We start from the raw sequence: 13,314 nt of genomic DNA on the forward strand, positions 1-13,314 counted from the left end.
TTTGAAATGCCAAAGCGCTGAAGCTCTTCTTTATTGAAAAACGCAATGCTTTCCTTGCCGTCTCTGAGGTTCTCCCAAAATTCATCATGATTTTTTGCCCCTGGAAATTCACACGATATGCCAATAATCGCCACACTATCATCATAATAGTCTGGGAGATCACTCATCTCGGTAGACTGATCTTCTATATGAGCTGGCGGTTCTATCAGCACATGGTCACTTGCATCGCCCATTCGCTGTTCAGTGATGTACTGGCTGATATTTTTAATGGTTGAATACTCAAACAGGTCTGTGACAGAAAACTCACAGGATAGTTCATGTTTGATACGATCAGCCACAGTGACCGCGAGAAGCGAATCCCCGCCCACATCGAAAAATCCGTCATCCCATTCAATATCACTCGTTTTCAGCACTTCCTGCCAAATGGTAAAAACAGTATCCTGAATGTTCTTAGGAGAGGTCTGCCTTTGCTTTAACTGCTCCCCTGACAAATCGATATTCTTAAGGCTGTTTCTATCTATCTTTCCGTTCGGAGTTAACGGCATATGATCAAGCTGAATAAAATAAGAAGGCACCATATAGGCAGGCAAAGCGTTTTTCACAAAATGACGCAGCTCTCTCGCTGTGAGGGAAGCATTTGCATGTTTAGCTGTATAATAGGCGGCTAGGTTATCCATATCTGCGACCACAACGCATTCCAGAATGCCGGGATGCTCACTTAGCCTGCTTTCAATATCACCAAGTTCAATACGAAATCCGCGGATTTTTACTTGATTATCGATGCGGCCTATATATTCAATTCGCCCTCCCGGAAGCCAGCGGGCCATGTCTCCCGTTCTATAAAGCTTAGACTCAGGCTCAAAAGGGTTGTCAATGAATCTCGAATCCGTTAATTCTTCCTTTTTGTAGTAGCCCTTCGCCACACCGTCTCCTGCAATGCACAGCTCACCCGGGACACCTGCCGGCACTGGCGCGAGCTGAGAATCCGTAATATAGATTTGTGTATTGGCGATTGGCCTTCCTATCGTGGCATGAGAGCATTCATCGTTAATGCGCTGAACCGCTGACCAGATAGTTGTTTCGGTTGGCCCGAACATATTCCAGGCTTCACTGCCCGTATCTAAGAAATATCGTTTTAATGTCTCAGGCAATGCTTCGCCACCGCATAAAATTTTCACGCTCTCTTCATTTTCCCAGCCTGAATAAAAGAGCATCTTCCACGTAGCGGGGGTTGCCTGCATCACTGTCGGTTTGATCGTGCGGATGTCCCGTTTCAGTTTTTCAACGTCTTTTGTATGCTCCGTTTGACAAATATAGCAGTGTGCGCCCTTTATTAAAGGCAAAAATAATTCCAGAGCTGCGATATCAAAACAGTAGGTTGTGACAGCAAGCATTTTATCCTCTGCCGTAAGACCTGGTGTTTCCCCTATCGAAACGAGAAAGTTTGTCAAAGCTTTATGCGGTATCATGACACCTTTTGGCTTTCCTGTGCTGCCGGATGTATAAATGACATATGCCAAGTTCTCTGGCGTGACAGTGCGTGTAAGCACTTTTCGATCAGAGGCTGTTTGAGCAATTTCATCCCAATCTTGATCTAAAAGAGCTGTTGTGACACCATTCCAACTCAACGTATTTACTAATTTCGATGTCGTCAGTGTAATGAAAACTTCACTGTCCTCAAGCATGTATTCTAATCGTTCAGCCGGATAGGACGGGTCTAGCGGCACATACGCTCCCCCAGCCTTGAGGATCGCTAATAAACCCACTAGCATGTCCAGCGATCGATCCACATAGATCCCCGCCAGACGGTCAGGACCCACTCCATGCGCCTGCAAATAAATGGCCAGCTGTGTGCTTCTTTCATCAAGCTCCCGATACGTCAATGTTTGACCTTCATAGCTGACAGCCGCTCTATCAGGCGTCTTTTTCGCCTGCTGCTCAAACAACTCATGAAAAGTTATATATGGATACGTTTTTCCTGTGGCGTTCCATGTTTTGAGAATCATCTGCTTCTCTGCCTCAGGTAATAAAGAATACTCTTTTAAAGGCTGAGAAGGATTCAACATCGCCTGCTCTGTTACATAAACAAAATGGTCGAACATGGCGGATATAGAAGCCGCATCAAACAGCCCAGTATTGTACTTGATGTTCAGCTCCATTTTTTCTTCTGTTTCCCACAGTTCAAATACTAATTCGTATTCGCCCTCTTGGTGAATATACTCAACGAAATCGACAGAAAAGAAGTCAGCATAGCGGCTCAGCAAGCTTTGATAGCTTCCGGATTGAAGAAAATTCTGATAGAAAAAAGCGGTTTGAAATACCGGTGAACCTGCTTGACTGCGAGGAATATTCAGATCCCTCACCATTTTTGGAAAAGGATATGCTGCATGATCAAGCCCATCCAATATCGTTAATTGCAATTTTGATATAAAGCTAGAAAAAGTGTCTGCCGGGTTCAGCTCACTCCGAATCGGGAGCATATTGAGAAAATGTCCAATGGCATCATCAAATCTTTCTTCCGGCCTCACCATGGCCGGCATGCCGACGATCTGTTCCTTTTGGCCGGTGTAACGGCCAAGCAGCATCATATAGCAGCTTAAGAATATCGTCGTGACATTTACAGAATGCTCTTTCGCAAACGTTCTGACCTGATTCATGAAGCTGCTGGACAGCCGCCTGGTGTATGTATTCTCTCTAAACTCAGAATCGACTGAACTTGCGCTGACCTTAGGCAGCTGAAGATTCGGCAAAGTTCCCGATAGCTGTTTCTGCCAATATGTACGATGCTTCACACCGTCCTTGCCGGCAAGCATGTTTTTCTCCCATGCCGCAAAATCATGATAAATGGCAGGAGAAACAGCTTTTTCCGGCTGCTGTCCTTTTAAAAGAAGCTGATAGGTATCAAACAGACTGCGTATAAATGTGACAGACGAAACTCCGTCAAAAATCAAATGGTGAATGACAACTAATAAAAAATGCTCTTGTTCAGATCTGGAAAAGTTCATGACACGGACTAACGGGCTGTTTTCCTTTACATACGGCTCCTTTACTTTCTTCCTAAGAAAAGCAGGAATATCAGACTTTTTCATACTTGAGATATTTTCTGTCTTGATTTCAATTGAAAGTGCTGGCTCATTTTTAAGAAATGGCATTCCGTCTTTCTCTTGGATGACGTGCTTTAAGATTAGGTGCTGATTCAATACAAGGCCGAAAGCCTGCTGTAATGTTTCAAGGTGAAGCCCTGACGAAAATTTAAAACAGAGAGGTACGTGATATGCACTTTTTTCGGGTGACATTTTTTGCAATGTCCATAATCCTTTTTGAACCTCAGAGAGAGGCTGAAAAGTTGCCTGACTCCTTTCCGGTTCGGTTTTATATGTGTCCGTGCCCTTTTTGTCAGCAGACAAGCTGCTGAGGTCTTCATGTTCTGATAGATAGCTGGCTAAGCGTTCAATTGTAGGATATTGATGTATCTCTCTGGCTGTTAGTTTGATATGGTAGTTTTTCTCGATCGATCGAATGAGCTTCATCAACTTGATAGAATTCACACCAAGACTTTGGATATTTGCATTTGGCTCCACCCAATCGCGGGAAACGTGCAGCTCCTCAGTCAAACAGGTGAGCAGATGCTTCTGTATTTCTTCCCTTACTCTTTTCACCTGGTCTGCTTGCTGTATCTCCTCATCCTGGACCGCATCGTTCATCCGATTGGGTTTATGTAGCAAGCGGTCGAACTCTCCATTTTCAAATGAAGTTTTTAGCTGGGTGCGCTGGATCTTTCCGATAGCCGTTTTTGGAATCTCTTCTTTTTGTACAGGCAGCAAATATTCCGGGGTGACTCCGATCACTTGTGAGACATGGGATTGTATGTTTCTAAGAAGCTGAGACATCTGCTCATCATTTAATTTTGCGGAAGTAACAAAGAAGATAGCCAGCTGATCTGTTGAATTCTGGCCCAGACGGACAGCGCAAGCAGCAGTATAAGAAGTTTCAATTTCAGATAATTCTTCAACTGCAGACTCAATTGCATGACTGTAATAATTAATGCCGTTAATGATAATTGCATCTTTCGTACGGCCTGTTATGGTTAAGCGCCCGTTTCGCAAAAAGCCAAGATCTCCGGTTTCAAACCAGCCGTCTTCTGTAAACACACTCTCATTCAAATCAGGCCGCTGGTAATAACCGCTAGTAACAGAAAGACCCGAGACTTGAAAACGGCCGATCTCGCCCTCTTCAACCAATTCATTATGGTCATTCACAATTCTCATAGAGAAGCCGGGGATTGGAGAGCCTATTTCAACAAAATGATCATCATCACTTGTTCCAGCCCGGGTAAATTCATGAGAAAAAATAACACCCGATGAAGTTTCGGACATTCCCCATGCAGGTCGGATGGCGTCAGCAGGCAGTCCATGTGGTTCTAAAAGCTCAAGTATTCTGCGCCCTACCTTGGCTACCATTGCTTCACCGCCATTGAGCATGTATCGCATTGAAGACAGATCCCATTTCCTATCTTTTATTTCTTCTGCAAAATCAGTGACCAGACCAAACGCAAAATTCGGCGCCCACGTAACAGAAGCTCGGTAATGATCAATCCAATCCAGCCATTTCAACGGCTCCATTAAGATCGTTTCGCTTGAGACGTTAATTTCCTGACAGCCAAGATAAACATCCCGCAAATGCAGCATTCCGATCCCTCCGACATGGTCAAACGGCATCCAGTTAAACGTAATATCCTCTCTGGTGAAGCCTTGCATTTGAATAATCCCTTTCACCATGCTCATAATGTTACGATGATTAAGCATAACTGCTTTGGGCGTTCCCGTACTGCCTGAAGTCAGCAATAAAAGCGCTAAGTCTTCGGGACTGGATTGATGCCAATCTGTGTCCGCTTCAGCGCTGAGCAGATCCTCTACAGCAATTGCCCTGAACCCTTCAAGCCCTTGTTCTTTTGCCCAATCGAGCATTTCCTGGTGTATCCCTCGGTCCGTAATCACCGCTGGCTTGCCAAGAAGCGTCCATGCGTCTTTCAGCTTTTGAGTGCCGCTGCTCGATTCAGCATACGTTGGCGGAACGGCTAACGGAGCCGGAACAACCCCTGTTAACACAGACCCCCAGAACGCAGGGAGAAGCTGTGAATTGTCACCAAGCTGCAAAATCACGCTTTGTTTTGCTTTCAGGCCTGATTGGCGAAGCCCCTTCGCAATACGCAGTCCATCATCCCATAATCGTCTGTATGATTGGTAAACTTCAGTTCCATCCGGCTGCAAATAAATGATTCCCTTTGTATCCCCAAGCTCCGCCGCCGTTCTGTATAAAACTTCAGGTATTGTTGCCGGCTGCTTTTCAGATATATGTAAAGGCTCACCATGACTGACAGAAGGATTAGCCAATATGCGGATATTATCATTATTTCTCATCACGCTGCCTCCATTTCACCTGCAAAATTTATATATATTTCAGTTAATTACCATATAAACCTTTGATTCTACTTTTGACTTCTTCATGATGAAATGTTTTCTCATGCATCATCAATTCCTGTTCAATGACGCGCGGCAGCTGATCGCGAAGCGGGGCAACCAAATGATCTTTCAGTGTAACCAGTGAGTTTCTCGGCTTTTCCGCCAATTCTTGCGCCAGCTCCACTGCATAATTTAACACTTCTGCACGGGGCAGCACCTTAAAGGGAACCCCTCTTTTTTCAAGATCAGCTCCGCGGTAGCTGCCCGCATTCAATAATATTTCCTGGGCCAGGCTGAAACCCAGTTTTTTAGGAACGATAAAGGTAGCGCCCATTCCAGGAGTAAATCCGTATTTCATAAAATTAGCCGTATACACGCTTTCCCTGCTCAGAATGACTATGTCAGCAAAGAGCCCCATGACAAAGCCGCCTCCAATTCCATGGCCCTGCATTGCCGCAATAACTGGAATCTCACAATCCAGCGCCAGAGAATAAAGATTGTCATCAGTGAACTTGGTCAATCCCTGTTGAATTCGAAGCAGTCCTTCTTGCGTTCCTCCTGAAGCAAAATAATTATCATATCCTGTCAAAATAACCGCTTTGTATTTGGGGTTCTGCCGTATGTATTCAAACGCTTGAATTAAACCATCCGTAAGTTCTTGTGAAAACGCGTTTTTATGAGTGCGATCTTGCATCTTTACCTGAATAATGGCGGATTCAATTTCGATAAGCTCTACAACAGAATGCGTCATGATGTCCTCCTAATGGTTCTGATTGAAACGGTTACTGATCCTCCCATGGGAATTGTCCTGTTTCAACATACCTGATGATTCCCATTTGGTTTTGAGGATCAGAAAACATGTTTTGATTTGCAGTTAAAGCGGTGGCTTTCGCACGACTGACTTGATGATCAAGTGAGCTTATAAACTGTTTATAATGTGCGATTCCTTTTTTATTCAGCCTCCGCAAACGCAATAAATGCTTTCTCAGCAGCACGTCACTTTCAGCATCATAAGCATCTATTAACCCCCATTCACTGGCTTCCTGAACGGAAATCGGCTTTGTCATAAGCGTCATATAATGCGCTTTCTGCCGGCCGATACGGTGGATCAGAAACGGTAAAACACAAGCAGGGTACAGGCCGAATAGCAGCTCAGAGAGACTGAATGACGCCGTCTGATCAGCAATGGCAATATCTGTGGCAGATACAAATCCAATACCGCCGGCATTCACTTTTCCCCTGACATGCGAAATCGTGACATAAGGGCCGGTCTGCAATTTCAGCCACAAATCATAGAGAGGCTCTTGGGAGCTTGCCTGTTTTCTGCCCCTTTTCATTTCCTGATAGATTTCTTGAAAATCAGCTCCAAAACAAAACACCTCGGGAAGCCCCTCTAAAACGACAACCGTCACCGTTGATGTTTCACATTGATTTAACACTTGCAAGCATTCTTCTATCAGCGTGTCATTAATCGTATTATTCGCTTCAGGACGGTGAAAGGTAATATAGCAAACCGACGCTTGAAAGCGGACCTTTATCGTTTGATAGGTCACGAGATCCACCTGTACTTCCGATGAAACTCAGAAATTTCTTCTAAAAACAAGCGCGGCTTCTCTTGAGTGGACTGCATGATACGCGGTATCATCTCAAAGTCCAGCTTTACATTGCGCGTCCCAAACCGCACCATCCCGCTCCCCTTAAACAATAGCTCATACTCTTCCATGGAGAGCTGATACCGGCGGTCCAAATGCTTCTCAATACCAAATGTTCGCTGACGCTCCTGGCCTTGCGGAGTTGTAATTCCGCTGTAAAATTCAGAACAGCAGCCGGATCCGTAGGAAAAACAGCCAATTCGTTTAGGCGAATCAAACCTCCCTTGGTCTATCGTGCTGGCCAATGCCAGAAACAAGGCTGCCCCCATAATATTTCCAACTCGTTGACAGTAGTTTAACCCTGGTTTTACCCGAGTTAAAAAATCCGTCTCAATCCCGGATGTTTTCACCTTCGCCACCTTACGCATCATTGTCCGGTGCGCGCCTTTCACCATCCCGCCAAAGGGCGTATGGTAAGCAAGATATTGAAACGTGTCCTGATAATTGGCACCCGGTACACGCTTTTGATATTCCAGAAAGGTCTGTTCGCAGCAATCCAAATATGACATTAAAGACAGATCAGAATCTCCCGCTTCACTGTCGGGAATGGGGCGGCACGTGTCCATCACTTCATAGCCGTAATAACCATTTGCTCCGGGATCTATCTGAAACACCTCGGGATTTTCGCCAACTAAAACGGCCACCGCTCCCGCTCCGGCGCTCGGTTCCGCATAAGACCAATCTTCGCTTAAAGCGTCTCCGCCCTCAGCGATTAAAAAACGTGAAATATCACTGGCGATAACCAGTGCTTTGGCACCCGGAGAAGTCTGGGATAATATAAAATTCACCGCCATCTGAAATCCCGCTGTCCCTGAATAACACGCCTGTTTAACCTCAAACAAACGGCAGTTGCGGTTGAGACCTAAATATTCATGGATATATGTACTTAACGATTTCCCAAAGTCGATCCCGGATTCAGAGCAAGTGATCAGCAATTCAATCCGGTCCTTCTCTGCTTCAGATAAAGCATCAATAATCGGCTTAGCTGCATTGACTCCGAAGGTCACGGGATCTTCATAAGGCAGTGCTACCGCTTTTTCTTTCATTAATAAGTTTTCAAATCTCGCAGTATCTAAGTGTCTGTATTTGGCCAGCTCCATGACATCAAGGTATGCCGTTCCGCCAAAGACATTCATCGCTTCTATTCCGGCTGAAACCATTTATGATTCGCCTCCACATTTCTCAATGTTTTGTATACAAACCGCGGTGTTCATTCCGCCAAACCCCATGCTTAAGCTCAGCGCATTTTTGATGCGGTATGAAATCGATTTCTCATTTACCCAATGAAAGGAATCATCGATTGGATGATCCAAATTCCTGCTCGGATGCAGGGCAGATTTTTTCATTTGCAGCAAAACAGAAATAATCTCTACGATGCCCGCCGCACTAAGCCCGTGTCCGGTTATCGATTTTGTTGCATTGATATAAGCATGGGAAAGCCGGCATGCACGGAGCGCCTTTAATTCTATTTCATCTCCAATAAAAGAGCCTGTTCCATGAGGATTAATATAATCAATATCTTCTGGTAAAAGCCTGGCACGCTCCAGTGCCTTCTGGATGACATGAATCTCTCCTTCTAATGAAGGATCAGGATTCCGGTTTCCGTCCAGTTTGATTGACCAGCCAGACAATGCTGCATAAGGTTTTAGACCTCTTCGTAAAGCCGTCTCCTTTCGTTCTATTATCAATGCACCGCACGATTCTCCATAGATAAACCCGTCTCTGTTTTGATCGAAAGGACGGCACGCATTTTCAGGTTCATCAGCATATTTGTCCGTCCCCATAGCGCCTAAAGCCCTTAGCGCCTCGCATTCCATATAAGAAAGATCCATTAAAGCACCAAGTGCTATGCAAGTATCAACTTCGCCTGACAGGACTTGCTGAATCGCATGAATGACTGCTAACTGGCCGCTGGCCGAAGCTCCTCCCACCGTATATGCTAATCCCGTGATGCCAAACTGATCTGTACATATCCCGCAAAGATCGCTGTCCATGAAAGACAGACCATACGCCGGAGAAATAAAACCGGAGCGGTCTTGATACCTTTCATAAACTTCAAAGTTTTCTCTCTGTTGAAAATTTGATCCGCCAACAACCAGTCCGATACGTGAGGAATCTGCATCGTCCAATTCAGCCTCCTCCCAAGCCTCTGTGAGAGTTACCAATGCAGCGCGGCTGGAGAATGATGCTTTTCGCAACATTTTTTTAGAGAGTCGGTCAGGATAAGACAATGACGCAATTTCGGCTCCGATAAACCGGCTGTCTTTTTGTCTGCCTGAACGCTTCATGACATCAAAGGCATGTCTGCCGGACAGCAGCGAGGAAGCAAAGTCCTCTTTCCCTTGACCGATAGAGGCCGTAACGCCTACACCGGTCACCACCACCTCAGGCAGATTGCACTTTGTCATAAAGCACCTCAGCTAATTCACCGATGTTTTTCACCCCGGATAGCTCAATGCGAGGGATTTTTAACGATAAATCCTCTAGCACCATCGTGATAATTTCAGCTCTGTCTACAGAGTCAGCTCCTAGCTCAACTAACTGATCTTCAGGCTCAAATCTGTGTCCGTCTAATTCAGGGAGCACCTCGCAAATATTGGTGATTAGTACTTCAAAGATTCTCTGTTTATCCATAATACGCTCTCTCCTTCGAGGGATTATTTTAATGATTTTTATAGGTGTATTTTCATAATATTCAAACTTTCATTTTTATGTTGTCTGTTTCATGCGACGGCTGATACATCGATTGCATCCGTTCATGAAGCAATACCGCCGTTTCTGTCATTAATTTTTTCCCGATTTCATCCACATGGCGGTTTCGCCAATTTTCTAATTGCGATCCTTTAACCCATTGATTAAAGGCTCCCAGCGCGGGACCGCAGTGAATTTGATAATCAACCTTCGAATGTTCGCTTCCGCTGATTGCCAATTTTGAGCTGTATCTGAAGTACCATCGGAAAATCAAAGCCATTTTATGCTTCGGGTTTTGTTCAGCCTTCTCAATGTCTGCCGCGGGATAATGCAATGCAATATCTTTATATATGTCTTCTATACTGCGTTTAAAGTATTTCTCCTCAAGCTGGGCCAGCATCTTTGCATCCAGCTCACGTATAGACCCATACCGCTGGTACAGTTCATATAACTTGTTTGCCCGTGCGGGAAAGAACACACCTTTCTTTAGCACCTGCACTTTACTGCCCGATTCAAACATATCACCTGCAGGCGCATAGGCTGTATCTTGTACATTCATCTGCTGAAGCAAATCCTTTACTTTATCACTTGTTGCCGCCTCAACCGTACATTGATTGATTGAGCCTGTTAGAATAAAATCAGCTCCTAGCATAAAAGCCGCCATCGCTGCCTCAGGTGTTCCAATTCCTCCAGCTGCACCAACTCTTATTTTTTTCCGGTATTGATATTTTTTCATCATTTCATCTCTTAAAGATGTCATCGCCGGCATCAGGCTGTATGCTACACCGCCATCTGTATGACCACCTGAATCAGCTTCTACACAAATATCGTCAGCCATCGGAATACACCGCAACAACTCAGCTTCGTTCATAGTGATTTTATTTTCTCCTAAAAGCTTTTGCAGCATATTCTCAGGCGCAGGACTCAGAAATGATTCTGCAACTTCCGGCCGTGATATTTTTGCTATGAGACGATTTGAGCATATAACGTCACCATTTTGATTTCGTTTCACTCCTTTTGCGCGGTACCTTACTAATGCAGGAGTGACACTTAAAAATGCTGAAGCCTCCACAATGCTCACTTGATTCCTCAATAAAAGATCGATCATTTTTTCTTCTGATTCAGTATGTTTCATATTGTGGACCAGATTGATGCCATAGGCTTGTCCTTTCCCTAATTCACCTTGTATAGCATGGATCGCATCTTCAACCTCTTTCAGCCTCAGACCTCCTGTGCCAAAGAACCCCATCATTCCCGCTCTTGACAGCTTTACTACCATTTCTTTCGAAGCAATGCCGCGGTACATTCCTCCTGCAAGATAAGCATATGTAAGATGATAATCTTGTTTAAATTCAGCACTTCCTAAAGATTCTGCCGTAATCCCGGCTTGAACATTCGATTGATGGTCAGCGGCTTCCGCCTGTTCCTTTAGATGCGCACTGATCGCGGGGTTCTTTTTCGGTACATATGTCAATGGTTCAGACTCATTTTTAATCCGATGAATGAGACCGGTTAAAACAGTTCCAGGCCCAATCTCTTCAAACTCCATTTCTCCTCTTCCCATCAGGAAACGAATGCTGTCCGTCCATTTCACTGTGTTGTCCATCTGTTCAGATAATGTATCTTTTAATCTGTCTTGATGGTATGGCTCTGCGTAGACATTGGAGATAACCGGGATCGCCAAAGGTGCAAATTGGAATGAGTCAATATATTGCTTAAATACCTGTTTGGCTTCATTCATATATCTGGAATGAAAAGCTCCGCTCACATTTAATGGATGAAACAGCTTTACATCCTTGGTGTTTTCAAAAACAGCCCGAGCTTTTTCAATCTCTTTTTTCGGGCCAGAAATCACAATTTGCCGGGGCGTATTTTCATTTGCCACATCAATGTCATGAAGACGGTGCTCTCCTAAAACGGCTGTAACTTGTTCCTTACTCAGGCCGATCACAGCAGCCATTCCGCCCCCTGTAATTCGTCCCATCAATTCTCCTCTTTTTTTGACGAGCTTTAATCCGGTTTCAAAATCAAAGGCACCGGCTGCCATCAGCGCATTGTATTCTCCTAAGCTATGTCCTGCCGCAAAATCAGGTTTTCTGCCGGTCTCCTCTACTCTCTTCAAGTAACTAAGTGCATTAACAACGTACAAAGCCGGCTGCGTGTATTCAGTATGATTTACATCCAGATATGATTTTTCGGTACATAGCTTCTCTATTGAATAGCCCAATATTTGATCTGCTTGATCAGTCAAATGCTGATATTGTTCAAATAGGCCTTGTCCCATCCCCTTTTGCTGGGAGCCTTGCCCTGGAAAGACATATGTAATCATCTTGTAAACTTCCTTTCTGGTGTACGGAAATACTCAACCGTATTCAGATTTTTCAGCTCCTGATGAAATGGTGTTATGATTGAGCAGCAACGGTCAGCTGAATCACCCGGAATCAGCTGTTTCACAAAAGCAGCTAAGGTGCCGGATGGCCCTAAATCGATAAACTTGCATGTATGCTGGCTTTCCAAATATCGAATCGCTTCACGAAACATCATTGGCTTTCTGACCGCATTCCAAAAGAAATTCTCGTCCATTACGTGAAGGCAGCTTCCCGTTAAGCTCGATACAATCGGTATTGACGGTTTTTTAAAAGATTTTGATCTTAAAAATTCTGCATAGGCACTCTCTGCCGGATCAATAAGCGAAGAATGAAAGGCATAGGCCACAGGAAGCAGCTGGCAAAGAATCTGCTTCTCCTTTAAATCCTCCATAATCTTCCTTATATGATCTTCTTCACCAGAAATGACGAAGTGCGAATCATAATTGATAGAAATGAGTTCACTATTTCCAAACAGTAGCGGATAATCATTCAGCAATTGCGGTTTGTCCAGAATGGCCACCATTTTTCCTTTATCGCAGGAATTTTGGATGATAATAGCCAGTTCAAGTATGCAATCCAGTATATCCTCTGCGTCTGACACACCAGAAACTGCCGCTGCTGCGAATTCTCCCAGACTTGATCCCAATACGTAATCAGGAGAGATTCCCCTGTCTTCCAAAACCTTATATAAGGAATACTCAATCATAAAAATGGCGGGGTGGGAAAAAAGAATACTGTCAAACGGATCTGACATACGTTTACCTGGATGGTAGATTTCTTCAACAATGGATGTGCCAATTCGCCGTGCTGCAATGTCATCCATTTCAAGCATAGATTGGCGAAACACGGTATTTTCCTTAAATAGTTCTTTCCCCATGTGATAGTATTGGGAACCTTGCCCGGAAAACATAAAAACAAGCGGTTCATTCATGTGTATAACCTTCTTTTTTTATATTTATGACGGCTATTGGATTTCTTATTTCCATGTATGTTGTAAAGCACATAGCAGCGATTGAAATGAAATTAATAAATGGAAAAGACATATGTGAAAAAGTAAAGGAGATTCAACTTGGAAGGATTGCTATTGGTGCTCTGGATGCAGTTCATTTATGATGTGATCGTAGATGTATGTTGATATCT

General features: G+C 44.3%; 8 protein-coding genes (1 of these 8 only partly in view). All 8 read right to left on the bottom strand.

Going from position 1 to position 13,314, the window contains the following annotated elements; genetic code table 11:
• Positions 1–5,420, bottom strand: partial view of a polyketide synthase PksJ gene (pksJ, locus tag NYE22_RS13070; RefSeq protein ID WP_342411902.1) — the beginning only. It extends 9,721 nt beyond the left edge of the window; only the first 5,420 of its 15,141 coding nucleotides appear in the window; its start codon is at positions 5,418–5,420; the stop codon falls past the left edge of the window.
• A gap of 43 nt (positions 5,421–5,463) precedes the next feature.
• On the bottom strand, positions 5,464–6,213 hold the full coding sequence (locus NYE22_RS13075) for a polyketide synthase (protein ID WP_021479258.1): 750 nt from the start codon (positions 6,211–6,213) through the stop codon (positions 5,464–5,466).
• A 31-nt stretch (positions 6,214–6,244) separates the two neighbouring features.
• Entirely contained in the window at positions 6,245–7,024 is a 780-nt protein-coding gene (locus tag NYE22_RS13080) for an enoyl-CoA hydratase/isomerase (RefSeq protein WP_342411903.1), read from the bottom strand.
• Positions 7,012–8,274: a polyketide biosynthesis 3-hydroxy-3-methylglutaryl-ACP synthase PksG gene (gene pksG / locus NYE22_RS13085; protein ID WP_342411904.1), complete on the bottom strand. Its 1,263-nt coding sequence runs from the start codon at positions 8,272–8,274 to the stop codon at positions 7,012–7,014. The genes NYE22_RS13080 and pksG overlap by 13 nt, the downstream gene beginning before the upstream one ends.
• On the bottom strand, positions 8,275–9,522 hold the full coding sequence (pksF, locus tag NYE22_RS13090) for a polyketide biosynthesis malonyl-ACP decarboxylase PksF (RefSeq protein WP_342411905.1): 1,248 nt from the start codon (positions 9,520–9,522) through the stop codon (positions 8,275–8,277).
• Positions 9,500–9,748 (bottom strand): acyl carrier protein, encoded by a 249-nt coding sequence (locus NYE22_RS13095; protein WP_003231809.1) that lies wholly within the window; start codon positions 9,746–9,748, stop codon positions 9,500–9,502. The genes pksF and NYE22_RS13095 overlap by 23 nt, the downstream gene beginning before the upstream one ends.
• Positions 9,749–9,809: 61 nt before the next feature.
• Positions 9,810–12,134: an ACP S-malonyltransferase gene (fabD, locus tag NYE22_RS13100; protein WP_342411906.1), complete on the bottom strand. Its 2,325-nt coding sequence runs from the start codon at positions 12,132–12,134 to the stop codon at positions 9,810–9,812.
• Positions 12,131–13,105 (bottom strand): acyltransferase domain-containing protein, encoded by a 975-nt coding sequence (locus tag NYE22_RS13105; RefSeq protein WP_161621585.1) that lies wholly within the window; start codon positions 13,103–13,105, stop codon positions 12,131–12,133. The genes fabD and NYE22_RS13105 overlap by 4 nt, the downstream gene beginning before the upstream one ends.
• Positions 13,106–13,314 lie beyond the last annotated feature (209 nt).

Source organism: Bacillus sp. FSL K6-1560 (assembly GCF_038592935.1).
Classification (GTDB): Bacteria; Bacillota; Bacilli; order Bacillales; family Bacillaceae; genus Bacillus; species Bacillus subtilis.